23 protein-coding genes and 3 pseudogenes are annotated in these 26,368 nt (G+C 34.9%); 16 read left to right on the forward strand and 10 right to left on the reverse strand.

All coding sequences use genetic code 11. The features are described 5' to 3' along the window. Positions 1 to 32 precede the first annotated feature (32 nt). From yihA to ACQH2Q_RS02820, 4 genes are all read left to right on the forward strand, one after another. Positions 33 to 626: a ribosome biogenesis GTP-binding protein YihA/YsxC gene (gene yihA / locus ACQH2Q_RS02805; protein ID WP_425383581.1), complete on the forward strand. Its 594-nt coding sequence runs from the start codon at positions 33 to 35 to the stop codon at positions 624 to 626. Positions 627 to 630: 4 nt separating this feature from the next. Continuing rightward, the gene (gene argB / locus ACQH2Q_RS02810) at positions 631 to 1,542 is read left to right on the forward strand and encodes an acetylglutamate kinase (RefSeq protein ID WP_425383582.1); all 912 of its coding nucleotides are present in this window, start codon (positions 631 to 633) and stop codon (positions 1,540 to 1,542) included. A gap of 414 nt (positions 1,543 to 1,956) precedes the next feature. Next, positions 1,957 to 2,418, forward strand: a complete 462-nt coding sequence (dut, locus tag ACQH2Q_RS02815; RefSeq protein WP_006279458.1) for a dUTP diphosphatase — start codon at positions 1,957 to 1,959, stop codon at positions 2,416 to 2,418. Between the two features lie 78 nt (positions 2,419 to 2,496). Further along, a complete protein-coding gene (locus ACQH2Q_RS02820) occupies positions 2,497 to 3,114 on the forward strand; it encodes a hypothetical protein (protein ID WP_231115830.1) in 618 nt (205 codons plus the stop codon). Positions 3,115 to 3,343: 229 nt separating this feature from the next. On the opposite strand, the pseudogene ACQH2Q_RS02825 reads toward ACQH2Q_RS02820, so the two are convergent. Continuing rightward, positions 3,344 to 4,269, reverse strand: a pseudogene (locus ACQH2Q_RS02825) (IS5 family transposase). 244 nt (positions 4,270 to 4,513) lie between these two features. On the opposite strand from ACQH2Q_RS02825, the pseudogene ACQH2Q_RS02830 reads away from it, so the two are divergent. Further along, positions 4,514 to 5,496 (forward strand): annotated as a pseudogene (locus ACQH2Q_RS02830) (IS4 family transposase); the annotation flags it as partial. A 193-nt stretch (positions 5,497 to 5,689) separates the two neighbouring features. On the opposite strand, the gene ACQH2Q_RS02835 reads toward ACQH2Q_RS02830, so the two are convergent. Then, entirely contained in the window at positions 5,690 to 6,637 is a 948-nt protein-coding gene (locus tag ACQH2Q_RS02835) for an IS110 family transposase (protein WP_209472550.1), read from the reverse strand. A 216-nt stretch (positions 6,638 to 6,853) separates the two neighbouring features. Here ACQH2Q_RS02835 and ACQH2Q_RS02840 point away from each other — a divergent pair. The 3 genes and pseudogenes from ACQH2Q_RS02840 to ACQH2Q_RS02850 all read left to right on the forward strand — a co-directional run. Then, a pseudogene (locus tag ACQH2Q_RS02840) lies at positions 6,854 to 7,261 on the forward strand (IS4 family transposase); the annotation flags it as partial. A 156-nt stretch (positions 7,262 to 7,417) separates the two neighbouring features. Further along, positions 7,418 to 7,807, forward strand: coding sequence for a hypothetical protein (locus ACQH2Q_RS02845; RefSeq protein WP_425383583.1), 390 nt, complete (start codon positions 7,418 to 7,420; stop codon positions 7,805 to 7,807). Between the two features lie 73 nt (positions 7,808 to 7,880). Beyond that, positions 7,881 to 8,228 (forward strand): hypothetical protein, encoded by a 348-nt coding sequence (locus ACQH2Q_RS02850; RefSeq protein WP_425383584.1) that lies wholly within the window; start codon positions 7,881 to 7,883, stop codon positions 8,226 to 8,228. A gap of 25 nt (positions 8,229 to 8,253) precedes the next feature. On the opposite strand, the gene ACQH2Q_RS02855 is transcribed toward ACQH2Q_RS02850, so the two are convergent. After that, a protein-coding gene (locus ACQH2Q_RS02855) for an IS630 family transposase (protein WP_264705388.1) occupies positions 8,254 to 9,113 on the reverse strand; the annotation gives its coding sequence in 2 pieces (ribosomal slippage) (positions 8,254 to 8,789 and positions 8,789 to 9,113; 861 coding nt in all). Between the two features lie 49 nt (positions 9,114 to 9,162). Between ACQH2Q_RS02855 and ACQH2Q_RS02860 the strand changes: the two genes are divergently transcribed. After that, positions 9,163 to 9,366, forward strand: a complete 204-nt coding sequence (locus tag ACQH2Q_RS02860) for a hypothetical protein (RefSeq protein WP_425383585.1) — start codon at positions 9,163 to 9,165, stop codon at positions 9,364 to 9,366. Here the strand turns inward: ACQH2Q_RS02860 and ACQH2Q_RS02865 are convergent. Further along, a complete protein-coding gene (locus tag ACQH2Q_RS02865; protein WP_264339118.1) occupies positions 9,343 to 10,668 on the reverse strand; it encodes an IS4 family transposase in 1,326 nt (441 codons plus the stop codon). The genes ACQH2Q_RS02860 and ACQH2Q_RS02865 overlap by 24 nt on opposite strands. A 225-nt stretch (positions 10,669 to 10,893) precedes the next feature. Here ACQH2Q_RS02865 and ACQH2Q_RS02870 point away from each other — a divergent pair, with 225 nt between their 5' ends. From ACQH2Q_RS02870 to ACQH2Q_RS02880, 3 genes are all read left to right on the forward strand, one after another. Further along, a complete protein-coding gene (locus tag ACQH2Q_RS02870) occupies positions 10,894 to 11,220 on the forward strand; it encodes a TrbC/VirB2 family protein (RefSeq protein WP_264339217.1) in 327 nt (108 codons plus the stop codon). A gap of 82 nt (positions 11,221 to 11,302) precedes the next feature. Then, positions 11,303 to 11,698 carry a TrbC/VirB2 family protein gene (locus tag ACQH2Q_RS02875; protein WP_425383586.1) on the forward strand — a complete coding sequence of 132 codons (396 nt, stop codon included), beginning with the start codon at positions 11,303 to 11,305 and terminating at the stop codon, positions 11,696 to 11,698. 216 nt (positions 11,699 to 11,914) lie between these two features. Continuing rightward, the gene (locus ACQH2Q_RS02880) at positions 11,915 to 12,259 is read left to right on the forward strand and encodes a TrbC/VirB2 family protein (RefSeq protein WP_264339216.1); all 345 of its coding nucleotides are present in this window, start codon (positions 11,915 to 11,917) and stop codon (positions 12,257 to 12,259) included. Positions 12,260 to 12,925: 666 nt separating this feature from the next. On the opposite strand, the gene recF is transcribed toward ACQH2Q_RS02880, so the two are convergent. From recF to ACQH2Q_RS02895, 3 genes are all read right to left on the reverse strand, one after another. Continuing rightward, positions 12,926 to 14,023 carry a DNA replication/repair protein RecF gene (gene recF, locus ACQH2Q_RS02885; protein WP_425383587.1) on the reverse strand — a complete coding sequence of 366 codons (1,098 nt, stop codon included), beginning with the start codon at positions 14,021 to 14,023 and terminating at the stop codon, positions 12,926 to 12,928. Between the two features lie 16 nt (positions 14,024 to 14,039). After that, positions 14,040 to 14,507 carry a thioredoxin-dependent thiol peroxidase gene (gene bcp, locus ACQH2Q_RS02890; protein ID WP_264339215.1) on the reverse strand — a complete coding sequence of 156 codons (468 nt, stop codon included), beginning with the start codon at positions 14,505 to 14,507 and terminating at the stop codon, positions 14,040 to 14,042. Between the two features lie 189 nt (positions 14,508 to 14,696). Further along, the gene (locus ACQH2Q_RS02895) at positions 14,697 to 16,124 is read right to left on the reverse strand and encodes a sensor histidine kinase (protein WP_265044050.1); all 1,428 of its coding nucleotides are present in this window, start codon (positions 16,122 to 16,124) and stop codon (positions 14,697 to 14,699) included. 66 nt (positions 16,125 to 16,190) lie between these two features. On the opposite strand from ACQH2Q_RS02895, the gene ACQH2Q_RS02900 reads away from it, so the two are divergent. The 4 genes from ACQH2Q_RS02900 to ACQH2Q_RS02915 all read left to right on the forward strand — a co-directional run bounded on the left by ACQH2Q_RS02900 (position 16,191) and on the right by ACQH2Q_RS02915 (position 19,221). Beyond that, positions 16,191 to 17,366 (forward strand): aspartate aminotransferase family protein, encoded by a 1,176-nt coding sequence (locus ACQH2Q_RS02900; protein WP_425383588.1) that lies wholly within the window; start codon positions 16,191 to 16,193, stop codon positions 17,364 to 17,366. 15 nt (positions 17,367 to 17,381) lie between these two features. Beyond that, complete coding sequence (rimM, locus tag ACQH2Q_RS02905) at positions 17,382 to 17,888, forward strand: ribosome maturation factor RimM (protein ID WP_182309759.1); 507 nt, start codon at positions 17,382 to 17,384, stop codon at positions 17,886 to 17,888. A 62-nt stretch (positions 17,889 to 17,950) separates the two neighbouring features. Next, entirely contained in the window at positions 17,951 to 18,517 is a 567-nt protein-coding gene (efp, locus tag ACQH2Q_RS02910; protein WP_012673415.1) for an elongation factor P, read from the forward strand. 8 nt (positions 18,518 to 18,525) lie between these two features. Next, positions 18,526 to 19,221, forward strand: a complete 696-nt coding sequence (locus tag ACQH2Q_RS02915; protein ID WP_012673414.1) for an inositol monophosphatase family protein — start codon at positions 18,526 to 18,528, stop codon at positions 19,219 to 19,221. A 118-nt stretch (positions 19,222 to 19,339) separates the two neighbouring features. On the opposite strand, the gene hemA is transcribed toward ACQH2Q_RS02915, so the two are convergent. The 3 genes from hemA to htpG all read right to left on the reverse strand — a co-directional run bounded on the left by hemA (position 19,340) and on the right by htpG (position 26,300). Continuing rightward, positions 19,340 to 20,548 (reverse strand): 5-aminolevulinate synthase, encoded by a 1,209-nt coding sequence (gene hemA, locus ACQH2Q_RS02920; RefSeq protein ID WP_264339582.1) that lies wholly within the window; start codon positions 20,546 to 20,548, stop codon positions 19,340 to 19,342. Positions 20,549 to 20,619: 71 nt separating this feature from the next. Continuing rightward, a complete protein-coding gene (locus tag ACQH2Q_RS02925; RefSeq protein ID WP_425383589.1) occupies positions 20,620 to 24,366 on the reverse strand; it encodes a host RNA manipulator TomO in 3,747 nt (1,248 codons plus the stop codon). A 38-nt stretch (positions 24,367 to 24,404) separates the two neighbouring features. After that, entirely contained in the window at positions 24,405 to 26,300 is a 1,896-nt protein-coding gene (htpG, locus tag ACQH2Q_RS02930; protein WP_425383590.1) for a molecular chaperone HtpG, read from the reverse strand. Positions 26,301 to 26,368: the final 68 nt, after the last annotated feature.

Here is a 26,368-nt window from a genome sequence, read left to right on the forward strand (position 1 = left end):
ATAATATACCTACTACCTTCTAGTTGAATATAATGGCAAAACAGATAACATCAAACTGCAATTTCATATTTGGAGCTTCGGACATAAAATCATTACCAAATGAGTCGGCTCCAGAGATTGCGTTTGCTGGTAGATCAAATGTAGGAAAATCCAGTCTGATTAACTTACTGATAAACAGCAAAAAAGCTGCCAGAGTTTCCTCTAAACCTGGATGCACTAGACAAATAAATTTTTACTCTATGTACAATGATAAGTTCAGGCTTGTTGACCTACCAGGGTATGGTTATTCTCATGCAGGTAAGGAGGAAATTATACAATATTTAAACTTAATTGAGTATTATCTAATTCAAAGAAGAAATCTAAGAAGAGTGTTTGTGTTGATAGATAGCAAGGTAGGATTAAAAGAAATAGACAAAGACTTCATTTATTGGTTAATATATAATAACATTAACTTTAACGTTGTGCTAACAAAAATAGATAAAGTAAGTCAAAAAAGCTTAGGTGCTATTATAGAAGATATTCAAAGATGGATTAATAATGAGAATGTGTCAATTCATCAAATGAGCATCCGTGTTAAGCATAAAATAACCAAGGTAAGAGATGAGTTTTTCAAGTTTACAAGATAAAAAAATGAAGAGTAGTGAATTCTTAAAGGGTGAGGTATCATTTGAACAAAAAGCAGAAATATTATTTGAAGTGCTATCTAATATACCTAGCTTTGTAGGCGAGACTTTTGTCATTAAATGCGGTGGTACAATAATCTTAGATGAAACACTATTTAACACTTTTGTGCATAATGTTGTCTTGTTGAAGCAGCTTGGTATAAATCCGGTAATAATTCATGACGGAGAATATGAAATTAACTCGGTGTTAAAAGTGCTGGGTATGGACAGTAAATTTGTGAATGGTATCAGACTTACAGACAGAGACACTATGAAAATCATTGAAATGGCACTGTGTGGCTCAGTTAATAAAAAAATTGTTCAGCATATAAATTCTGCTGGTGGTTCAGCTATTGGATTATGTGGAAAAGATGGTAACTTAATTAAAGCCGAAAAAATAACCGCTACGCTTAGAGAAGATAGATCAAATAATATCGAAAAGATATTAGACATGGGGTTCATCGGTAGACCCACTGAAATCAATCCTGATATATTATTTTTTATTGAAGAATCAGATTTTATACCAGTTATTGCACCAATTGGTCATGGAAAAGATGGGGAAACATATCATATTGATGCCGATAGCACTGCAAGCGCAATCGCAATCGCAGTTTCTGCATCTAAAATGATAATCTTGAGTGACACAGATGAAGAAATAAATAAAATTGGTGGCAGGAAGATATCTGTTAAAAATTTAAATGCATCGATTGATTGTGGGAAAATTAAAGGGGAAAAATTTATTGAAAGGCTTATGGCATACGTTAAAATGGCGGAGGAATGTGCTGGAGTTGTTCACGTAGTTGATGGTAGAATACCTAACATTATGCTTGATTTATTTACTGAGAGTAATTCAAGCATATCGATTGTGAGTGATTTATAGCTATACTGCTTGCAACTACACGAATACCAAGAGGGTGTCATTCAAGTAGCTGACACTGGAATGACAGCAATCTACGTCATACCGCGATTCATTCGCGGTATCTCTAGATCCCGCTAACAAGTAGCGGGATGACGGTTGTCAGGGTGTCATCCCAGCGCCCTTATGATGTCATCCCAGTGCCCAGACACTGGGATCCAGAAGACTTAATTTCAACCAAGTGGCTGCATAATAAGGACTAGATTCCAGACTGGAATGACATCATAGAGGCACTGGGATGACAAAAAAAGGAGCACTGAACTTGTCAAGGAATTTTATGGCCTAGCGTCACGCGCTGGAATGACATCATTTACATTTATCACTTTTGCAGATACAATTTACATGCTATAATTGAGTCTTCATAGATGGTAAATTGGAGTGCAAAGAAGTAAAATTAAAGTAGAAATAAAAAGATTATCACACGGAGAAGACTTGTCTCTTCCATGTTATGCAACTACGCAGAGTGCTGGCATGGATCTTTATGCTGCATTGAATGATTCTGCTGTTTTAAATCCACTTGAAAGATTACTTGTTCCAACTGGAATTGTGATTGCAATACCAAACGGTTTTGAGGGGCAAATCCGCCCACGTTCTGGTCTTGCTGCAAAACATGGAATCACTGTCTTAAATTCTCCGGGTACTATAGACTCTGATTATCGAGGTGAAGTTAAAATTTGTCTAATTAATCTAAGTAATCAGCCATACGAAATAAAAAGAGGAGATAGAATCGCACAAATCCTTATTTCTCCTGTATCTCAGGTAATTTGGGATGACAGAGAAGAATTCTGCGCAGAAGAAACCGGTCGCAATGCAGGGGGCTTTGGCTCAAGCGGCAGGTAGCTTACGAAAAAGCTTAACTATGACAGTTCTTTTATACACAATTTAAGCATATTAATATTTTATTAAATGAAGTCGTTTATGCTAACTTTCAAAAATCATTGTGGCCAGCTCCACAAAGCAAACACTGTATTTGTTGCATTTACTGCTATATACGTTATAGGTGGATTAGCAATACTTTCAACACCGCTTTGGAGGCCTTCAACTTGCAAGCTAGCAGCTTTTGCAGCTACACCACTTGGAATGGGCGTTTTAGCATTTGTTGCTGCTGCGCTGACTTATTTAGCAATATATGCTATCAGCAAAAATAACGAAATATCTGAGTTGAAAGCTCTGAAGGTTATTAAGGATGGGTTGCTAGTAACAAAAGACGCATTTAGGGAAATTGCAAGGAATAACCAAGTTAAAGATGAAGAAGGTAAGGTAGAAAAGGATAAATATTATATAGACTTCAGCTTAGAAGGCAAGAACTACCGTATTATTGTTGATATTAATCAGCTTACCAGTATACTAGGCAATACTTTACTCTTCAAGATAGGTTCACTAAAAGAGAAAAACGATGAAGGTAAGTTCGAGGCAGTAAATGAAACAAAGTGGAATAAAACATTAGGTTTAGACAAAGATGGTGCTAAAGAGGTTAACACTTATTTAGGCTCACCTATTGTTGAACAAGCTGCTAAAGGAAAAGTACCAGACTAGACAGCTAAGTATAAAAGAGGTAGATTAAGTCTGCCTCTTTGTTTTTTTGATTTTCAGTGTTACGCGCATAACTGCATGGATGTTGCGATTCTCAAGGCAACGTATCTGTTTAGATGCATGGCTAATGCTGAAACAAAAATTCCAGTGTTCCCTTTCTTGTCATCCAAGTAGCTGACACTGGGATGGCTTTGTTGCATCACACTTTATGAGATGGTGATTTATGGTAAATTCATGTAACTATCTCAAATTTAGCCATACCAATATCAGTGAATTTATTAAGCAAATAGCATTTAGTTCTTTTTCTCGATTTATCTCAGATTTATTCCTAAAACTAAATCCGAATATTTGCTTTAATCTTGAGAAAAACCCTTCAATATAAGATCTTTTCCCATAATTTACTTCTTTTTTCCATTCTTTCATGCCATCTTCACCGTATAATTTTATTAACCTAATAGCAGCATTCCTGTTAGACATATAATCTATTTCTGGATGTTCTGCCGCATTGTTTATTGGTGGAATTTTTGTCTTTATATCATATTCGTTACACAACTTATAAAACTTGTGCCTATCACATGCTCTATCTGCATATAGTGCTTTTATGGCATGCTGAAAATCAACTTCTTTTAGCAAATCACAAGCTCCATAGTGATCAGCCGTTACTGTATTTTACAGCTATGGCTTTTTTGTTGTTTATATTCAACATTACGTGCAATTTTCTCGTTTGCTCATAGCCACGATATTTTCTGTCAGTGCTATTTTCCTTGCTGTGTGTTGTTGTATATACTAATTCCTGTACTGTCTATAGCAATTTCGATATCTTCCATATTATTTTCTGCAATCATTTATCTTAATATTAAGTTTCTTAAACCTTCTTGATGCTTGTGAATAGCTGATAACTGCCAAATCTCTTCCTATTTGTTACAAATACCCTTTTATAAACCCGACTGTTTGTCTTAAACCAATTCTAAAGAAACTGACGATTATATGCACCAAAATCACAACTTTATCACTATAAATATAGTTGCCGCCCTGCATTTTTGGACAATTCTCGTACCAATTTTCTATGGCGTCATTGATATAACAAAAAATGCTTCCTCTTTCTTGGAGAAATTTGTTATATTCATGGCAGTTACTGACTCTCATTTTTTGTGGCATATTTTTTCTTCAACAGTTAAATGGCTATTTATAATGAATTTTGTCAGTAACTGCCAGTTCTTTTCACTTGAGCGATGCAACAAAGCCCACTGGGATCCAGTTTCACCTTGTGATGGTGTCATGAAAGTAGCTGACACTGGTTTCCATCCAAGACGGTGTCATTCCTTACTATTACCCACAAATATAAATGGACTAAAAAGTAAAATATTACAATATTAAAGTTTGCAAATATTGAGGGTGTAAAATGGCAAGTAAAAGTAGTGAATGGGCTAAAAATGAATTTGGAGATAAAAGATTAACTGACCGATTAGTAAAGATTGCTGATAGTTTGATAAGTTTACCTGAAAGCTCAATTAATGAGGCATGCGGAAGTTGGTCAGAAGCAAAAGCAGCATACCGTTTTTTTCAAAATGAGAATGTAAAAGAAAGTGATATTTTAGCTACACATATTAATAAGACGGTTGAGAGAACAAAAGCTCACAAGAGGGTTCTTGTCATTCAAGATACCAGTTACATTGTATATAATAACCATAAAAAAACAAGCGGATTAGCAAATTTGTCCAGTTATGATACTGCAAAAGGTATTATAATGCATACAGCTCTTGCCGTTAGTATAGAAGGTTTGGTACTAGGGATACTAGATCAAAAAGTTTATTCAAGACCTGAAGAAACTGAGAACCTTAAAAAAAAGAGCGATCGCATTGAAGATAAAGAAAGCGTAAAGTGGTTGGAAACTTTAAGAAAAACAAATAATATTATTGATCCAACTCAAACTGAGACTATAACTGTATGCGATAGAGAAGCAGATATATATGACTTTTTTGAGCTTGCACATAATCTTAATTCGGCAGTGCTAGTTAGAGCATGCAGAGATAGAGCAGTAAATAGAAAATCTCGATATCCTGAAAAAGGTGAGCAGAAGTTATGGGCATTTATTAAATCCTCTCATTGTACAGGTACGGTAGAAGTTGAAGTTCCTGTAAAAGATAATAAGCCAAAAAGAACAGCACGTTTGGAAGTTAGATTTGGAAAGTTTATGATGAATCCATCTAAGAATAATATTAGGCATAAGACGGAAGAACTACCTAAATTACCACTTTATGCAGTTTATGTTGTTGAGAAAACTCCCCTTCCCTTAAAAAAAAACCGCTAGAATGGATGCTATTAACGAATCTTTCAGTTAATACTTTCGATGAAGCTGTTGAAAAAATTAGTTGGTATCAACTATGTTTTTTAAAAATTTTTTTATTTGTGTAATTTTGCAAATTATATGGGCAATAAAAACCCGTTTGTCATAGAAATAGAATTTTATATCAAACAGCTACCACAGCAATTTCTGCTTAAGCTAATGAATATGTGCTTTAAGTCTGTGTGGACGCACATATTCATTAGCCAATTTCAGTTACCGTTGTGAAGATTTTTAAGTATGCAAATTAATTGCTTCTTTAAGTCTTGTATTAGCAATTACTATAATTTTACGCATTAGGGCTGTTATAGCCACCATCTTCTTCTTACCACTTTCAACAAGCTTAGAATAAAAGGCGCCAAGTATAGATTTTGACCTTGTAGCAGCCATAGCGGCTGTAAAGAGCTTTGAACGAACGTTACTTCTACCACCTGTAATCCTTCGGTAACCAACAGCTTTACCACTTTCTTTTGGATGCGGTGCAACTCCGGCAAGACTTGCTACTTCTTTTCTATTTAAGTAACCAAGCTCTGGCATTAAACACAAAAAATCTTGTGATAACTTTTTACCTATTCCAGGAACTGTTTTAAGAATTTTTTGGCGTTGTTGTAATTCGCGGCTTTCATCAATAATCTTTTGTATAGTATCATTGAGTTCGTTTATTTGACTATCGAAAAACTCAATGGTCTTTTGACAGCTTTCTTTTATATGATCATTTTCCGGTGCTTCAAGTCTGCATTTTTCTTGAGTTCTCATTTGCGTAATATCATCACGACGTTGACAAAGTGCAGCCAAAGTTGATTGTTCTGTAGAGGTAGGTACAAATAGAGAGATAGTTCTATGGCGTTCAAATCCATATTGAGCAAGAGCTCTTGCATCTGATCTATCAGACTTTGCTAAAGTTCCGTGAGATAAAATAAAGCTTTTTACTTTACGAGTATTAGCTCGATGCACGGCAATATTTTTGTCGGTAAGAAAATGTGATAAGCCAAGCTCATATTTCCCTGTATTTTCTAAAGTCACTAAAGCATTAGGTAGAATATCTGAAAACTCTTGAAATAATTGTTGCCAACCAGAAGCATTATTATCAAATTCGACAGCATTCTTCTGTTTGTGAATTGCAACGACATTTTTAAATTTTCCGATGTCAATGCCAATAAAATTTTGATAAGATGTAACCATAATAAACCTCGATAGTTTTAGTTAATTTAAGATTGTAAACGGGTGCATATATATGTCCCAAGCAACTATTCAAACGTATCGAGAGATAGGGCTAGCGTACCTTGATACCAACGGTTGTAATACCAATTTCCTTTCGGTCGCGCACGCCCGCTATTCCTAGTGAACAGGGTTATCTTTCTCTCTTATCTCTTTTATATCACGTTTTTAACTTACAATTGCCTTAGATGGAAAATAGAGATATTACATAAAATTTTAAATTCGGTCTCAAAGTTGAAGAATGTAGGCTTGGAATAGCAGAAAGACTAATGAGATATCTAACAGTTATGAGTATTATTGCTTGGAGGATCTTCTTTATTACATCAATTGCAAGAGCTAACCCAACATTACCATGTACTACCTTATTAGCTGAAGAGGAATGGAAAGTTTTATACGTTAAAATACACAGAAAACCATGTCCAAGTGTAGTTCCCAACATAAAAGAAGCTGTTTCATGAACTTGGAGGCCATTTAGCAAGAAAAAATGACCCAGAACCAGGACCTTATGTTCTTTGGAAAGGATATAAACGTCTCTTTGATTTAGCAGAAGGATGGCGACTTGCTCACGAACCTCATATTTGTGGGTAATAGTAAGTTGTTAGCGGGATCTGGAGATACCGCGGCGGTATGACGTAGGGAATCTTACTTATTATAGCTATAGTTCTACATGAATTACAAAAGTAATATTTACTAGATCTTAATATTTTAGATCTATATTTTAATAAATAATGAGCTGTAATTAGTATGAATAATCCATTTAAAAGTGAGAACTATAAAAAAAATCTCGATTCTCTGATCAAAGCTGTAAAGCTAGGAAATGCAGAGAAACAATATAACAAAACGTTAAGGGATTTATCTCATGCATTAGAAGGTTTTACAGGTGAGGCAAAAGGTATAGCTGAGTTTGTTATATATACTGACTTGAACAATTATGTAGAACAGCCATTAGGTCTTTTTAAAACATTAATGAATAGAATTTTGGGAAAAAATTTTCCAACCAAGAACAGTAGTATAAGTAATTTTGTAAATGATGAGTTGTCAAGTTTCACTTTAGAAACAGCAGCTAAGTATACAAGAATTTTAAAAAAAATTGATCTCTTGGAACAATTAGAAAAAGATTTCAGAAAAAAATAATATTTTAAAAGATTCTTTAAATTTAGAACAAAGTGAAAAGAGTCAAGGAAAAGATAGATCACACGAAGTGAGTTTGGAAGGTAGAAAGCAAAAGGAAGGTACTTTTGAGCTGCGAAAAGAAGAACAGCCGAAAGAAAAATTAGGTGGTAATCGCATGAGGCAAATAAAGCGACCAACAACAGCACCTCCGGCTGCTCCAGATTCGAGGAAGGTACGCTTTAAATCAGAAATATCCTCAGATGGAGAAAGCAAGGCAAAGTCTACATCTTCTTTACTAAAAGGAGCTAATAGTTTTAGTATGCCTGATGCTAAGGAAAATCCTTCTGAGGATTCAGGCTATGAAAGTTCATTAGATCAGGGGTCTGAATATGAAGACATATCAAATTATCAAGAGAAAAAGCAAAAGGAAAATCCTTTATAGCATTTCTCATAATAGTCCGAACAGGTCATAGGAAGGCAGAATCAACAGCACGACGAAAGGATTCGAATAGAGGAATGTTTTTCCTGGCTCTGTTTTTTATAGCAAACCAATGATGCTCAATTTTGTTGAAATCTGGAGAATAAGGCGGCAGATACAAAATTTCTGCACCAACCCCTTTAGCAAGCTCGATAATCTTATCAGACTTATGAAAAGTAGCATTGTCAAGAATGACAGTCTGTCCAGGTTCCAAGATCGGTGTCAAAAATTGCTCAAACCATCCATTAAAAACATCCATATTACAGTGGCCTTCAAAGGTTAACGGAACAACTATCTTTCTTCCACTTAAGGCTGCAACCATACTGATTCGTTGAGTTTTCTTTCCAGATTTTAAGGCATAAAACCGCTGTCCTTTCTGGCAATATCCGTAGGGGTAGTCTTCGGTGTTATCAATGCCAGACTCATCTATATACACTAAGTTTTTAGGTTCTTTTGTCGCTATAATTTTCAAAAATTCAGCACGTTTTTCTTCGTTTCTTTCCTTGTATCCATATGTCTTTTTTTGCGCGTAAATCCAATTTTTTTAAGGGCTCGATAGATCGTTTGGATACTAACGTTGTTCCAAAGTTTAGCCATTTCCGATAGAGTCTTTCCTCCGTGTTCTCTGGCAAATTTGGCAAAGGTATCCCAGTCGGTAATTTTGTGATTGTAACCCCCATTTCCAAGTTTTTTTGATTGAAAGTCTCCTGTTTCTTTTCTTCTTTGCTGCCACTCCCATAAAGTAGTTCTTCCAATCTTAAATCTTGCTGCCACTGTTTCTCTGCTTTCTCCTTCGTCTAGCGCTTCCATTGCTTTTTTTCTTAAATCATAACTATATGCTGCTGGCATTCAACCTCCTTATCATCATCTACCCTTATCCTATCACATCCGGACTTTTATGGAAAGAGCTATATATGAGCAGAGAGAAGATTCAGGCTATGGAAGTTCATTAAATGAAGAGTCTGTATACAAAGAGATATCAAATTATCAAGAGAAGAAGAGTAAAATTTTAATAGAAAATTCGCAGAGTTCAAAATCGCCCAAAGAAGAGCCAATTTATGCAACCATACGCGTCAAGTTAAGAGATTGTGAGCAAATTTAGAGAGGTTAAAGTGGATACTCTAGCCCTTCTACGTTTGTCTTTTAATGAAAATCGCGACCAAGTTATAGTGAGTTTTTTAAGAAATGCTTTTAAACTATTAATTTTGGTTAATACTAAAAATAACTCTCTAACCCGCCTTTTTAGCTCAATAAATGCCTTTGTTAAGCTAAGTTCTGTATTCTTTTTCACTTCTGTGCAACCAACTATGCCGTGAAATATAAGAATTGCGCACAATTTAGCATATAGTTCACATAATACTCTGCATGGCTTTCCTTTTAGCTTATCAAGCCTGATATGGCTTTTATACAATTTAAATAATAACTCAATTTGCCACCTTACTCTGTAAATCGTTAATACTTGCTCAGCACTAATTTTATTTTCTGGAACATTAGTTATAAATATTGACCAGTTCAACAATTTTTGATTTCTTTTAGAGGATGTATATCCCTGCGATCTTGCTAATCTATTAGCTTTCCTTCTTCTGGCCATAGACTGTTCTTCAGTTAGTTTCTGACATATAATTCTTACTCTAATTTTTGCTTCTTTTCCTAACAATACCTCGTTTTCTAAAAATAACTTATCCTCTAAACATTCTAATAACTCCATTTTTTGATTTGTTTCTACATCATATATGTTGGTATCGGATTTATAACGACTTATGAAATAAGCTCCTATTTCATTGATTTGTTTAAAAGAACTTGGCACAAAATAACCGAGATCAGATATTAGCAAATCATTGCTTAATATATTACTTAAATGTTTCCTATATCCCTGGTCTGATCTTACCCCCTCCGTTAAATTAAGTTGGTCTATTATCTGATTCATGTAGTCGAAAACTAATTGTAACTTTATTCCAGACTTAGTATTGCTTTCATAGCCACTGTAGCTAGTACCATAACCTTTATACATCTCTTCCATACTGTTAGGTAGAGTAATATAGCTACTGTCCAATAATTTAACACTATTAAATTGCTGTAAGATTTTGCAATCAACTTGCAAGATATTTTTAAAGAGAATCACAGATTCATTATACATCCTTTTCATAAATTCCACTGCTTCTTCAGTAAATCTAAAATCCAAACCTTGTTTTGTTATATCTATCGAGTCCTCGTTTAGTAATTGACACATTGTTTCTACGCTACAATTATCAACTCCTATATTACCCAAGACCATGGCTTTTACGAATGATGAACCTTTTAGCTTTCTCTTTCTTTTTATAAACCTTGTTGTAATTGAGATTTTCTCTGCTTTTTCATTAAAAAATTCTTTGAGCTTTTTTGATAAGCAAGTTATTTTATTCATTGGTTCTCTCACTAAAAGTATATCTGGGAGAACTTATACCTTATTATTCTATCTCTTTCATACCTTTATTTCCTTAACTTGACGCGTATGGTAATATAAACGAACCAAGAAAAGTATTCTAAATGAAATAAAGGATACTTTTAAGCAAAAAAATCCTCACCATTTACTTAAATTTAATCAAAATGGTAGCTAATCCAGCATTAAATAGAAATTATCGGAGGCATAATGAAAAATTTTCTTCTACTTGTGGCATTAATTCTCTCCTTTGCATTTGATGCAAATGCTCCTCCTACTACTTTTGTTGATACAAATGATACAACATCATCGGTGATATGCAAGATAATAGGCTATACTCACGGCATAGGTGGCCCAATGATCACAATAGTGATAATTGGTGCAGCGTTGCTTGCAATATTCGGCAGAATGCCGTGGCCAGCGCTTTTTGCACTCGGTGCATTTACTGCTGTGTTTTTTGGCGCTCCTGTAGTCGTTTCAAAAATAACACCAGGAGGTGTGATTTGTAAAGACGGTGCAGTAGCGAAGAATCCATAGAAATTATAGGAGGCATAATGAAAAATTTTCTTCTACTAGTGGCGTTATAGCTCTTTTTACAATAATCCGAACAGACCGTAATATGCTACTGGCCTGCTATAGCCATAAACACATATCTTATCGCATTCGGACTATTATAAGAAAGGCTATAATTCTCTTCTTTGCATTTGATAATGTTTTTGCTAGCAGTGTTACTGATGACGCAACGTCAAACACAATATGCAAAATAGTAGGCTATACTCACGGCATAGGTGGACCGATGATCACAATAGTAATAATTGGTGCAGCATTGCTTGCAATATTTGGCAGAATGCCGTGGCCAGCGCTTTTTGCACTCGGTGCATTTACTGCTGTGTTTTTTGGTGCACCTGTAGTTGTTTCAAAAATAGTACCAGGCGGTGTGATTTGTAAAAATGGTGCAACTGCTTGCCCTGATGGTACCAACTGGGATACAAGTACAGGAGCGTGTAAAAAATAGGCGCTGCAGATTTAGAAAAGCATTAGCTAAACGGTGCTTCTTAAAGGAGCACCATTATTCCACAATTGTATAAATGTTGTCCAAGTGAATAACACTGAGATCCGGGAATTTTTATAAACTGATAGGATGACAAATTTACTAGAACCCTCACCATTTACTTAAATTTAATCAAAGCGATAGATAATCAAACATGAAACAGAAATTATAGGAGGCGTAATGAAAAATTTTCTTCTACTTGTGGCGTTAATTCTCTCCTTTGCGTTTGATGCAAATGCTAATACTAGTGGTGGCACCACCAACACCGTTTTTGTTGATGAAAGTGATACAACATCATCAGTGATATGCAAGATAATAGGCTATACTCACGGCATAGGTGGGCCAATGATCACAATAGTGATAATTGGTGCAGCGTTGCTTGCAATATTCGGTAGAATGCCGTGGCCAGCGCTTTTTGCACTCGGTGCATTTACTGCTGTGTTTTTTGGCGCTCCTGTAGTCGTTTCAAAAATAACACCAGGAGGTGTGATTTGTGAAGACGGTGCAGTAAAGAATCATCCATAGAAATTATTGGAGGCATAAACGTAGTTTTCTTTACTTGAAAGTGGTCAAGCTGACCACTTTCAGTGTCTATGAATACCTAATAAATTCTCTTTCTGTAATCATATCAGTTAAAGTCTGGATTCCAGCGCCACGCGCTAGAATGACAAGGCTTATCGTCATGTCACCGCGAACCGTCATACCGCGATTCATTCGCGGTATCTCAGCCGCTAACAAGTAGCGGAATAACGGTTGTCGTTTAGCTATGAATATTAAGAAATTTACCAAATGAAAAAAAAGGCAAAAGAAGCCCTGGTCATTGTCTATTTTCAGTATTGGCGTTTTTTAAGTCTTAAACACTGCAATTTAGCTGCTTTTGAATGCAACTCACCTTAGTTTGAATGTTTAAGAAATTTACTAAGCAGAAAAAAAGGCAAAAGAAACCCCGTGTTAGCTAGTTGTCACTCTCTAATCCTGCAAAATCGGCGTACTATACTGTCTTAAACGACTTATAAGCGCGTTTCAGCTTATATAGGCAAAAACCCAGAAATGTTGTGAAGACATAAGGCGCACATAGTGTAAAAAATTAAAAATAAGACGCCAACTACGTTGTTTTCTTGCTGTTTAATCTGCACAGATGAAGATAACTGAATACCTTCAGTATCATGATAAGGGGGCTGGCGAGGTTTGTCAAGGAAGTTTTGCATTTAATTCATTTGATAATTCAAAAAACTTGAAAGAATAAAGATAGTTATTAAAATTATCTTGATTTACATCAGTTATCCAAGTTTGACATTGAATACTTAACATTTCCTCTATTAACGCCTTTCTGTAATGTTTATCCAGATGAGACATTATATCGTCAAGCAGAAGAAGTGGTGCCTTATTGTAATGAATACACCTTGCTTTTACACTGGATAAAATAATAGAAAGCAGTAATAACTTTTGTTCTCCAGTGGAGCACAGATTTATTGGTACGTTTCTTTTTTGACAAAAAACCCGAAAATTATCGTTATGCACACCAAAGGTTACTCTACCAGTCAATGAATCTTTTTCTCTGTTTTCCTTTAGACGATTCTGAAAATATTCTGCAGTATCGTCCAAAGTTAGCTGGCTGCTGAATTTCAAACTTGCCTTCGGAAAAAACTCACTGGAATGGTTATCAATTGTGTCTTGTAGTGTCTTTAAAACAGACGATCGCATACGTAAAATACTAACTGCATTAACGGCCATTATGTTTTCAAGACTAGAGAGCCAATTTTCGTCCAAGGTGTTCTCTCTCAACAGTTTACTTCGCTCACGTTTAGCTTTTCTGTGTTTCATGTAGCAGCAAGTGTAATTTTCCTCAAACAGTGAGACTATACGGTCTAAAAATTTTAATCTGTCACTTGGAGAATTAAGAAGAACATAGTCCATTTGTGGAATCAGCCATATTACATTGGATATCTTATACAGAGATGAATAACTTGATTGCGTTTTTCCATCAATTTGTATTAGTTTCTTATCAAAACTCTTTGCGATACCAATTGAATTAAAATCCATTCCATTAAAAAAATCATAGTGCACTGCCCAATCTTCATTACTGAATCTATTTTGTATCTCACTGGCTTTTGCTTTTTTCATTCCATTGCCTTTAGCAAGCAACGAGATTGCTTCAAGTATATTAGTTTTACCAATACCGTTTTTCCCAGTTATTACAACTGAGCTATCATCTGAATCCAGTTCAAAGTTTGAGTGGCTACGAAAATTATGTAATTTCAGCTTTTTTATGTAGCAATGGGTAGCCATTAACCTATTCTTTAGTTTATATTCTCTTTACTTCTTCCAGAACCTCATCAACATGTCCACTAACTTTTACATTTTTCCAGATCTTCACTATTTTACCTTTTTTATCTATTAAAAAAGTAGTGCGTTCTATTCCCATATACTTTTTGCCAAACATACTTTTCTCTACCCAAACACCATATTTTCCCAACATTTCAGCATTCTCATCAGAAACTAAAGAAAACGGCAGAGAATATTTTGCTTTGAAGTTAGTGTGACATCTAACACTATCTTTTGATACACCAATTATCACTGTGTCAAGGAAAGAAAAATCATCTATTTTATCTCTAAAGCCTTTTGCCTCCATTGTACAACCCGGAGTATCGTCTTTAGGATAAAAATAAAGAACTACATTTTTTTTATCAAAAAATTCACTCAGTGATAAATTTTCACCAGAATCTGTTAGTAAGCTAAAATCGGGTGCATTATTTCCTACTGCTAATTCCATACCTTGCTCCATTAATAACACTTCTATCTATAGTAGTATATTGTAGCCAGAGTATCAAATTTTATATATAGCTAACAGATAAGATTCTTGATGGGGGCTTATTGATGAATTTCTGCCTACCTTCTCGGCTTGCCGCTTTTGATAAAGTGTGGTTTTCGTCTGATGTAAGGCCATATCAAATAGATCCTATTAAAAATCAATCGAATCTTCACATGTTTGTTCTTCATAAAAGAAGTTCAATGTTATCGTAGTACCAAGTTTTGCTTCACTTTTAATGTCAAAAGTTCCACCCATTAACTCTACTAATTTCTTGCTTAGCGGCAATCCGATGCCCGTACCTTCGTTTCTATACCCCGAATCTGCTTGGCCAAAAACAGACATAACTTTATATATGTCCTGCTGCATTATTCCTATTCCATTGTCATGAAACTCAATAGTTAATAAGTTTTTTTCTATATTTTCTTTTATCACCATTCTTATTAAACCATCTTTGGGAGTAAACTTGATTGAGTTTGATAATAAATTTATTATAACTTGTTTCATTCTCTTGGGATCTGCAATGACTAATAATTGTTTATTAGTCATCTCTTTTTTTAAATTAATCCCGGCTTCTTTTAATTTAGGTAATAGCATATTTACGCATGAATCCATTATTTTGTTCAGGTTAAACTTCACTTTTTCTACTGTTAAACTACTTGATTCAGCTTTAGAAAAATCGAGCACATCATTAATTAAGGTAAGTAAGTGTGTTCCTGCATTATATATATCGTCTGCATACTCCTTGTATTGAGAATTATCCATTGAACCTAAAGTTTTATTTTTGATCAACTCCGCAAATCCAATAATAGCATTAAGAGGTGTGCGTAATTCATGTGTAACGCTTGCAAAAAACTTTAGCTTGTTTGCATTTTCTTGCTCTAATGTCTCTTTTATCTGCTGTAATTCAATGTTAGTTTTATGTTGCTTGGCTAGCATTTGGGTATTAGAAAAGTGCAAATAGAACATTATTAATATTAAGATTATTAATAATAGGCCCAAAAATGTTAAAAACAGGCCATATGCTATAACATAAGAATTATTGTAGTTTCGAAGAATCTTCAAAAAAAACGACGGTTTAACGCTATTTTCATGGAATATAGGGAAAATAGAAGTTAATGTATTTCCTGTAGTATAAAATATTTCTTGGTTACTTAATAGTTTATCAATTTCATCGTTTGTAAGTAACTGTTCATAATCATAATCTTGAGTGTTAAAATTACTGAATATTATTCTGCCGTTTTGATCATACAGTATTAAGCTGAAATCCTTTACTTTGCTCACTGATTGTAATAATTCAGCACGTAGTTTTACTAGTTGGTTTATGTAGTCAAAATTTTTGTATTTAATGTGATGCTTTTCTATTAGTAAATAATGGTATTTTTTTATTATGCCATTTTCCAGTACGCTTTTTAAGTTTACACTTGAATCACGGTAAGAAGAAAGGAAATTACTCCTTAGTAAATAATTACAATATATCACACTGAATAAAATCATAAAAATTGATGAGAATAATGCGATAACTTTTGTGTATTTGTTTTTCCCCAGTGCAGAAAACATTAATTTACCTATCTTATACATATCCTTACTCATTGCGAAACAACGGCTTTTATGTTATTAATAATAAAATTTAGCATATAATATTTTATGACAATTTCTCCTATTTTGCCAGTTTATTCTCCTGTTAATATAAATTTTTCTCATGGCAAAGGTATCTACCTATATGATGTTGATGGTGAGCGCTACGTAGATTTTCACTCCGGAATAGCCGTTAGTAGCTTAGGTCACACCAATTCACGATTAATTAGTGCTCTTAAATTGCAAGGAGAAAAATTATGGCATATATCAAATACCTATAATATACCTGCTGCCAATAATTTTGCAGAAAAATTAATAAACAATAGTTTCGCTGACACTGTATTTTTCTCAAATTCTGGATCAGAGGCAGTAGAATGTGGACTTAAGATTGCTAGGATCTATCAAAATGGAAAAGACAATAAAAATCGTCACAGAATTTTAACATTTCATGGTGCATTTCATGGAAGAACCTTTTTAACTTGTGCTACAAACGATAAACAGAAATTTTCTGAATTACTAAATCCCTACATTGATTGGTGTGATAACATCGAGCCCAATATTGAGAGCGTAAAGAAAGCAATTTCAAGTGGTATAGGCGTTATATTAATAGAACCAATACAAGGGCAAGGTGGTATCAAAGTAATGAATGAAGTCTTTATGAAAGAACTAAGAAGGCTGTGTGATGAAAATGACATATTGTTATTTTTTGATTGCGTACAATGCGGTGCTGGTAGGACAGGAAAATTATTCGCATACGAACATATAGGAGTGGAACCTGATATATGTGCTCTTGCAAAGGGAATAGGCGGGGGGTTTCCGCTGGGGGCTTGTCTTGCAACTGAAAAGGCTGCTAAATATATGGCAGTTGGTATGCACGGTTCCACTTTTGGTGGCAATCCGCTTGCAACCTCAGTAGGTAATGCTGTGCTCGAAGAATTGCTCAGCCCCGGCTTTTTGAAAAATGTTGAAATTAGAGGTAAATACTTAAAAAATAAACTAGAAAACTTAGCAAGTAAATTTTCAATAATAGAAGAAGTGAGAGGGAAAGGGTTAATGCTTGGAATAAAAGTGAAAGCAGACAATCAAAAGTTTGCAGAAGAGTTAAGTCATCGTGGTTTACTCACTGTTGGAGTAACATCAGATAACGTTGTGAGAATTTTACCTCCACTAATTATCACTGAAAAAGAGATTGATGAAGGAATTGAGATTCTGGCTCAATATTTATCTGAGAAATCTTCTGATTAGATGCTTGATATTAATATGAACGACAATCTGGTATGCTTAGGAATTATTACCTCTCCTCACGGAATTAAAGGAGCTGTTAAATTAAAAACTTTTACCGAAAAACCTGAAAATATATCCTTATATGGTGAGCTAATAAATGGTGATGAGAATTATAAAATAGACTCAGTATCTGTCATAGGTGATAATTTAGTAATAGCTACAATGAGCGGAGTAAATTCCCGTAATGAAGCAGAGCTTTTAAGGAATAAGAAGCTATATATAGAAAGAAGCAAGTTACCAGAGCTAAATGATGAGGATGAATTTTATCAAAGTGACCTTGTAGATATGGAAGTAAGGCTGAAAAGTAATGAATTATATGGCTATGTAAAATCTGTGTATAATTTCGGCTCAGGGGATATATTAGAAATTTTAGTTATCAGCACAAAAAAACGTATTATGCTATCTTTCACTAAAGAGATATTTTCACATATAAATATAAAGGGGAAGTATATAGTATTAAATATGCCAGAATTTATTGACTAATAAAGACTTTGATATTTATATAAAGCTATTTATAATTGTAAGATCAAACTGAAAATGTAATTATGGCAGAAAGAGCTAACGATATCAGACCAGGTCAGGTGTTGGAACATAACGGCGGATTATTTTTGGTTGTAGGTATTATGCATACTCAACCTGGTAAAGGTGGTGCATACATACAAGCTGAAATGAAAAATATCAAGACCGGAGCAAAACACTATGAAAGATTTCGCTCTGATGCAACAATCAGAAGGGCAATTTTAGATGAAGAGGAGTATGTTTACCTTTTCACTGAAGGAAACATTGTAAATCTTATGCATCCAAGTAATTACGAGCAAATCACTATAAATTTGGATTTATTGGGAGAAAAAAAGATTTATCTACAGGATAACATGAAAATTAAAGTTGTAGCTTATCAAGACAAAATAATTTCTGCGCATGTGCCTGATTATGTTACACTTGCTGTGAAAGAAACAGAGTCTGTTATTAAAGGACAAACTGCTACTGCTTCTTATAAGCCTGCAATTTTGGAAAACGGAATGCGCGTTAACGTGCCTCAGTTTATAAAAGAAGAGGATAAAATTGTAGTATATACTCCAGATGACAGCTATTATGAAAGAGTGAAAGAGTAAAAAGAAGAATGTCCATCTCATCACCACGAATTAATGTGATGCTTGATTCTGTGCGTAGTGCTTCCAGGCAGCTTATGCGCGATTTTAATGAATTACAAATCTCTAATGTTAAATCAGCAGACTTTATCAATAAAACTTATTCAAAATCCAAGCAAACCATATACGATTGCTTGCACGATTACAAACGAGACTATGATTTTATTTTTGAAGATGATACTGATCAAGAAGTAAAAGATGACACTTATACCTGGTTTATTATGCCTATAGAGGGCAGGGAGAATTTTTCTAGTTGCATGGTTTATTTTGCAGTATCAGTCTGTCTCATTCATAAAAATAAAGTTGTGGCAGCTGTAATTGATGCTCCGGCTCTTAGAGAAACTTTTTGGGCAGAAGAAAAGAAAGGTGCTTTTCTTGAGGATTTTAGATCTCGTCATATAAAAATGCGGGTGAAAAGCCGTGAAGGGGGTCTAATAGATGTAAGTGGTAATTTGTTAAATAAATTGCTGCCTGGCAATAGTAGTGTACGCTCCATCGGTTCAACAATTTTAGGCTTTGCATACCTTGCGGCAGGAAGGCACAGAGGAACAGTTTATTCTGGAGTTAACAAATATAAAACCTTGCTCGGTAGACTTTTTCTGCAAGAAAGCGGTGGAAGGCTAACAGAAGACAACGGATTGATTATTGCTGGAGATATAAAACTATAGCTAAAGTAATTTATGTTTACCTACAATTTGATAAGCGTAAAACTCGTCATTCCGCTACTTGTTAGCGGAATCCATGCTGAGATACCGCGAATAAATCGCGGTATGACGTAGGGCTGTACTAGCTATAGCATAAACAGGCTAAAGAGATAGACAACTTCTCAAAAACTTTTACAAGAGATTCTGTTAAATGCTCTATCATTTCATCTGTATGATAAGGTGTAGGGGTAATACGGAAACGCTCAGTTCCTCTTGGAACTGTCGGGTAATTTATATGTTGAACGTATATTCCATACTCATCAAATAATAATTTTGATGCTTTTTTGGATAACTCTGGGTCGCCAATTATTATTGGAATTATATGAGTTTCTGTTAAAATGAAGTTAATTCCTGCATTTCTCAGTGAGTTTTTTACTTTTTCAACGACTTGCTTTTGCTTTTCCCTTTCAATGTTGCTTGATTTTAGGTGTTCAACGCTTGCCTTTGCTGCCGCTGCTAAAACAGGCGACATAGCAGTGGTAAAAATAAATCCTGGAGCGGAACTTCTTATTACATCTACCAAGCTCTTTGAAGACGCTATATACCCACCCATCACTCCAAAAGCCTTTGATAGTGTACCTTGAATAACGGTTATTCTATCCATCAGGCCTTCTCTTTCTGCAATTCCGCCACCATGTGAACCATACATGCCAACTGCGTGCACCTCATCCAAATAGGTAATTGCATTATGTTGATCTGCAAGATCGCATATTGCTTTAAGCGGCGCTATATCGCCATCCATTGAATATACGGATTCAAGTGCTATTATCTTTGGTGTTTTTGTGTCTACGGACTTTAACAACTGCTCTAAGCGATCAACATCATTATGTCTAAATATATGTTTTGGCCTTTTTCCTGATTTTATGCCTTCTATCATCGAAGAATGGTTCTTCTCGTCTGAAAAAATTACTACGCCAGGAATAACAGACGATAAAGTGCTAAGTGTTGTCTGGTTAGCGAGGTAGCCACAAGCAAAAGTTAAAGCAGCCTCTTTTTTATGCAAACAAGCTAAGGATTTTTCCAGTTCGACAACCTCTTTTGTTGTACCAGATATATTTCTTGTTCCCCCCGCACCAATTGATGAATTTTGAATAGCAGCAATAACTTTCTCGTTCTGCGACATTCCCAGATAATTATTACTGCACCAGACGATTACTTCCCTATTTCTTTCATAGTCCATAATGTGGGGGAGCCTACCTGGCAATGACGCAAAGTGCGTAAATTCACGGTAGCGCCCCTCATCTTTTATATCTTTGATTTTGTTTAAGAATATTTCTTCGTAGTTTACCAAGTTTTTATTCACTAATAATTAATACAATTATAATAAATTATTAAACGATAGACTACTATATTTATTCATCGTCAGCTACAGCAAGGTGTAATTTTTTGCATATCATCATTAACCCTTTCGACCTTATCGTTTTCAATTAAGGTTTTAGGCCTATAGCAGTAGGTAACTATAGCTACAATAAGACAACAAGCTCCAACTGCTATCCCCACTGCTAACATTTCTAAGTAAACAGAGATAGCTATCGAAGCTACTGCAGCCACGACTAGTGTTGAAACAACTATAGTAGACAATGTGCTTTTTTTGATATTCTGTGGAGAATCATTATCTTCTTCACTTGGATCATTATCATTTTCTATATCTTTCATGAGAGGCTTGTGATCATCCAGAGTTATAGTGGAAGCACTATTAGATTGACTTATCACCATACCTATAGACTGCACAGATACACTACTATCATCCACCCCTTTGCTATTCTGCTCTAGATTATCGGCAGGTAGTTGATCACTACCATTCTTTGACACTACACCTACACTACTATCACCTGCACTTTGCAAATTAGTATTACCTTTTTCACTTGAATCATAACTCTGTACCATAGGTTGAGCTTCCAGCAAAAGTACACCATTTTGATTACTTGCAACTTCATCAGTATCTTCACTAATAGTTTCAACCAGACAACTCACATCCCCTGAAACCTGCGCATCAACATGAATAACACGCTCTCTATCCACAAAGGATAATACTGTGCTATTGTCCACATAGCCGCTGCTTTGTAAACTCACACCACTTTTTTCCACTTTATTGTTTTCAGTATCACTACTCACAGGAGTTACCTGATCACTTATAGTAGCGCTAACATCTTGTATATCTTTATTGTTTTGATTATCAGACTGTCTACCATTACTTTGAACATTATTCACTTGTCCAGAATTTTCTTTAGCTACTAAAGGTGTTGGCACTGATTTTGGTTGTGGCTCTTGTTTATCACTATCACCTTCAAGCGTAGAACCATCCTTACTATTTGTTGTACCTAACATAGATTCTTCTGCATCATAAAAAACTTCATCACTTAGAGAAGCTTGTTTTTCCTCATCGCTATCAACTGATAACACGGTAGCACTTTTACTTTGAGGAACAAGAGCGTCCTGTGTACTTAAACTTTCAATATCATCCGTTTGTTCTGGAACTGGAGTCTCAGAAACTTCTTGTTGCTCTTGAGTATTAGAAGGCTGTGCCTTAAGTTTTGCACTTTCTTCTGGTACATGTTCAGCAGGTTGAGCATGAGCTTGTTTTTTCTCATCATCAATATTAACAGGAGCTTCGTGACTACTTGTAGTAGCGCTAACATCAGTTACTGATGATACAGCAGCCTTAGCATCAGTTCCAATGCTTTTGATCTTTTTTTCAAGAAAATCTCTAGTTTTTAAGAGTGTGTTTCTCTGATCAATGCATCTTTGCTTCTTAGTAGGACCTGGATTGATAATGTTCTTCTCCTCCTCCTTCTTCTTTTGAATTTCAGCATTTACTTTGTCTATGATACTCTTCAAAATAGGTTCATCTTTTATATTATTCCTTTTTAAGTAACTCTCCATCGTCTTAGGAATGTAGATAGCATTCAACAATTTCTGCTCTGTGCTGTTTTTATTTCTAGACATTTTCTGCTTTGTACTTTTTTTATCTCTAGGCATTTTACCCCCCCTATAATCATTATCTATAGCTTCTTCTATTGAAGCCTCTTCATTGTTCATAATATTTTCTCGTCTGTCCACATTTTCTTGTGGTTGTTGACTGCCAGTACTTTCAAGTCCTGGATTTTCTGATAGAATGTCACTTGTTATAACTGGAATTTCTAATTCATCTGCAACGTTATTACTTCTTTTTCGTATTATAAAAGTTCCAGGAGTTTGGCACATTTCATCCCACAAATCTTGACGTTCATGACAGGAATATTTTTGCACATCAATAGAAAATTGCAGAATATTTCTAATTTGCATTAAACTGAATATTAGATCAATATTCTTTTGACGTTTATTGTCTTTTGGATCTTTAGTGTATTCATCATACACTATGCAAGCAGTCTGAACTAATCCATTTACAATACCTGGAAGACGGCTGTTATATTCACGTAAAGCTTCAGATTGCAATAATTTGTTTTCCTTTTCCAGATCTTCTATGCGCTTTTCTATGCTAGATTTAAAAATCTTACACTCCTCTTGAAAAATTACGTTAATTGCACCCTCTTCTGTGTATAAGTAACATACTTCCTTGACTAAGGAGTAATCTTCTTGGCCTATTGAGTAGTGTGTTGCATTTTTCAGTATATTCTGTATGACCGGCCTAATCACTTGCTCATTATGTGATACGTTTTGATGGATTTCTTTAGTGTAAAAAAGCACCTCGACTATAACGTCTGTGTTTGTGTATTCAACATTAGACAATGCAATGAGGATTGATTCGTGTATGTTATCAAATTCGTTATTTTTAAATTTTTGATTGAGATAGCCGATAACATCATTGCTGCATTTAGCACATTTTTCACACAAGTGCTCGATAAATGCAATATTACCAGCATCCAATGCAGTTTTCAGAATTAAATCATAAATTTCTTTTCTGCCACGAGCTCCTATGTTTTTCAGGATTTGTTGCCCTAGTATTGTAATAACTTTATCATCCGCAAATGCTTGTTCATATACATCGTAAATGGCATGATCTGCACTATTAGTGTATCGTTTGCACAGGTATTCAATGACAGATGTGTGTTCCTGGCTTATCGCAGTTTCTAATAAAGTAACAAAACTCTTTTTTAATAACTCTTCTGTTGAGGCTTTTTTAGTTAGCTTATTAATATATCTTTCAAATGCACCCAGCACTATCGTGATGAATTCTTCATTTTTGATCAGAGACGCTGTTTCAAGCACACCATACAAAGAATCAGGATTACTTGTTTTTAACACCTGTCCAAAATCTCTTAAAACGTATTCGACAAAAACTGCATTTAATAATTCTTGCTCTTTTCTTAATGCTATAACTGAGAAAAAACCAATCTTATTAGGTTCGACAAGTTGTATAGTTTGATCTTTTAATCTTCCATAAACTCCATCGGTACCATGGAATTTTTCTATAAAAGCTTCAATATATTTTTGACCACCAACAAGGAGAGGTAAAAGACTTAAATTTCCTTCAGCAAAAAGAAAATCCTGATATTGCTCTACTAGCTTGTCATTAGCTGCAATTGCCAATAGTACCAATTCTTTTACTGAATAATCATACTTGAAACCCTCTTGATCAAATTTATATTGTGATAGTACATTTGAATATATATGTTGATGGTTGCTTCCGTTTTGTAACTCCAAATTAAGTTGATTTGAACAGAAATCTTTGAGATTTTCATTATCCAGCGTAATAGACCTGCCTTCATAATCTTCAATATTTTGTACAACCTTGTCTAATTCTTCACAATTATCTTCTTGTATAGCTTGATTTAAGATATTTATAATCTCAGCAAAAGTTAAGTTTTTAGGAATGATACCATATGAATCTTCATCTTTTAATTCTACAGTAAACGACCTATCACAACCATCAGGAAAGTTTGCAAGTATTGCATTCTCTAAACTTAGATCTTCAGGGGGTGTGCTACATGGAGTAGCTGGTATCTCTTGACTTTCGCTATCTAAAACTTCAAACTCTTCTTCAATACCTGAATCTTCAGAATCTGGTTTTTCAAAACCATGCCAACTTTTGATTAATCTTTCAGAATTTGATTGGCCCTGTGAAGTTGTATCTTGTGATACAAAGTCTCTAAAATTGGAACCAAACATGTTTTACCTCCTAACTAGCAGCTAAGCTAAGTATAGCATTAAACAGAAATCTTGCCAAGCAAATTATTCAGTCTCTTAGCAAAGCTGCTCGCGTCATCCATCTCTTCGCCTTCCACGACGCAAGCTTGGTAAAACAATAAGTGAACCATGTCCTCCAATGTTGGGTTTTCACCACTTTCAGCATAAGATTTCATTATACTCTTTATTACAGGATGCTTAGTGTTAATTTCAAGCACCTTTGGCGTGCGGTAATTTAGCTGCTTTTGTTCACGCAAAAAACGCTCCATGCGAAGATCCATAGCACCTTCATCAACCGCTAGGCATACGGGACTATCAGTCAATTTTTTGGAAATTTTTACGCTTTTTACTGAATCTCCAAGCACTGTGGTAAAATATTGCAATATAGTTTCCTCAGTTTTTTCTTCATTCGATTTGTTTTCTTCATTTTTCTTATCTTCTTCTGAAGAGAATTTTTCCAAATCAACATCAGCGCGAGTCACAGACTTAAACTTTTGATCTTTATATTCATGAATTACACTAGTCCAGAAATCATCCACTGGATCAACGAACAGAAGAACCTCCAGCCCTTTACTGACGAACCCCTCAAGTTGCGGACTGTTTTTCACTGAATCGAGGCTATTTCCGGTGAGATAATAGATATGTTCCTGCTCAGGCTTCATTCTGCTTATATAGTCATCAATGCTGACTAATTTCTCATCACCAGTACTATGAAATCTGCAAATTGAGAGTAGTGCTTCTCTCTCATCAGTTGGCATAGCTTCACAAAGACCTTCCTTTAAAACTGCACCAAAATTGGTCCAGAATTTTGTATATTCCTCTAAATTCTCTTTTGCTTTTTTACCGAGCTCTGATATCACACGCTTAGTGAGAGATTTTCTGATCTGCTCAACAACACGATTATTCTGCAGCGTTTCTCTGCTGATATTAAGAGGCAAGTCCGGTGAATCAACCACGCCTTTCAGAAAACGCAAGTATTGTGGTATAATCTGTACGTTATCTTCAGTGATAAATACTTTATTTACATATAACTTCACAGAGCAACGTCTATCTGGATGGAATAAATCAAAAGGTTTTATAGAAGGAACATAAAGCAAATTTGTATATTCTATTGCACCTTCATTTTTATTATGCAATATCATCCAGGGCTCCCCGCCAACGTGAGCAACACTGCGGAAAAAATCGTTGTGCTCCTCTTGAGTAACGTCATTTTTTGGCTTAGTCCAAATTGCAGCCTTACTGTTTAACTTTTCACTTTTTCCTTCTTCGTCTATAAATTCAACAGGAAAATTTATGTGATCAGAGTAAGTAGTGACAATACTTTCAACACGAAATTTATCTAAAAACTCGTTTTCTTCAGGATGCATAATGAGCGTAATTTTGGTTCCGCGAGGGACTTGATTATCTGACTTGCTGATTGAATATTCCCCATCTCCTTTGGATTGCCAGATCCAAGACTCCTCTTCTCCAGCTTTTCTCGATTCTACTATTACTTCTGATGCAACCATAAAGCTTGAGTAAAAACCAACACCAAACTTCCCAATCAGCTCCACAGTTTGGCTTGAATCCTTGCTATTCTTAATCGCATCCAAGAACTTTTGCGTACCAGAGCTTGCAATTGTACCAAGATTGTCTATTAAATCCTGTCTATTCATTCCAATGCCATTATCAGTGATATATAGCTCGTTCTTATCTTTATTGGAGCTGATAGTGATTTTTAATTCGTCACTCAAATCTAGCAAATTAGGGTTTAGTTGAGATTCATAGCGCAACTTATCACATGCATCTGATGCATTTGATATTAATTCACGCAGAAAAATGTCTTTATTGGTGTAAAGTGAATGAATCACTATATTCAGTACTTTCCCTACCTCAGCGTCAAATTTTAAATTTTCAGTTTCTTGTACATTATGCATTTTGAGCTCCATTATTTGCCTACTACCCTAATAATTTAAGTATTGAATCACGATCTTTCAAGGTCACG

This window comes from Wolbachia endosymbiont (group A) of Melieria omissa (assembly GCF_964031125.1).
Lineage (GTDB): Bacteria > Pseudomonadota > Alphaproteobacteria > Rickettsiales > Anaplasmataceae > Wolbachia > Wolbachia pipientis.

Coding starts and splice junctions, on each gene's coding strand:
- yihA (WP_425383581.1), top strand. CDS start 33: ATGGCAAAACAGATAACATCAAACTGCAATTTCATATTTGGAGCTTCG.
- argB (WP_425383582.1), top strand. CDS start 631: ATGAAGAGTAGTGAATTCTTAAAGGGTGAGGTATCATTTGAACAAAAA.
- ACQH2Q_RS02820 (WP_231115830.1), top strand. CDS start 2,497: ATGCTAACTTTCAAAAATCATTGTGGCCAGCTCCACAAAGCAAACACT.
- ACQH2Q_RS02835 (WP_209472550.1), bottom strand. CDS start 6,637: ATGGTTACATCTTATCAAAATTTTATTGGCATTGACATCGGAAAATTT.
- ACQH2Q_RS02845 (WP_425383583.1), top strand. CDS start 7,418: ATGAATAATCCATTTAAAAGTGAGAACTATAAAAAAAATCTCGATTCT.
- ACQH2Q_RS02860 (WP_425383585.1), top strand. CDS start 9,163: ATGGAAAGAGCTATATATGAGCAGAGAGAAGATTCAGGCTATGGAAGT.
- ACQH2Q_RS02865 (WP_264339118.1), bottom strand. CDS start 10,668: ATGAATAAAATAACTTGCTTATCAAAAAAGCTCAAAGAATTTTTTAAT.
- ACQH2Q_RS02870 (WP_264339217.1), top strand. CDS start 10,894: ATGAAAAATTTTCTTCTACTTGTGGCATTAATTCTCTCCTTTGCATTT.
- ACQH2Q_RS02875 (WP_425383586.1), top strand. CDS start 11,303: ATGCTACTGGCCTGCTATAGCCATAAACACATATCTTATCGCATTCGG.
- ACQH2Q_RS02880 (WP_264339216.1), top strand. CDS start 11,915: ATGAAAAATTTTCTTCTACTTGTGGCGTTAATTCTCTCCTTTGCGTTT.
- recF (WP_425383587.1), bottom strand. CDS start 14,023: ATGGCTACCCATTGCTACATAAAAAAGCTGAAATTACATAATTTTCGT.
- bcp (WP_264339215.1), bottom strand. CDS start 14,507: ATGGAATTAGCAGTAGGAAATAATGCACCCGATTTTAGCTTACTAACA.
- ACQH2Q_RS02895 (WP_265044050.1), bottom strand. CDS start 16,124: ATGTATAAGATAGGTAAATTAATGTTTTCTGCACTGGGGAAAAACAAA.
- ACQH2Q_RS02900 (WP_425383588.1), top strand. CDS start 16,191: ATGACAATTTCTCCTATTTTGCCAGTTTATTCTCCTGTTAATATAAAT.
- rimM (WP_182309759.1), top strand. CDS start 17,382: ATGAACGACAATCTGGTATGCTTAGGAATTATTACCTCTCCTCACGGA.
- efp (WP_012673415.1), top strand. CDS start 17,951: ATGGCAGAAAGAGCTAACGATATCAGACCAGGTCAGGTGTTGGAACAT.
- ACQH2Q_RS02915 (WP_012673414.1), top strand. CDS start 18,526: ATGTCCATCTCATCACCACGAATTAATGTGATGCTTGATTCTGTGCGT.
- ACQH2Q_RS02925 (WP_425383589.1), bottom strand. CDS start 24,366: ATGTTTGGTTCCAATTTTAGAGACTTTGTATCACAAGATACAACTTCA.
- htpG (WP_425383590.1), bottom strand. CDS start 26,300: ATGCATAATGTACAAGAAACTGAAAATTTAAAATTTGACGCTGAGGTA.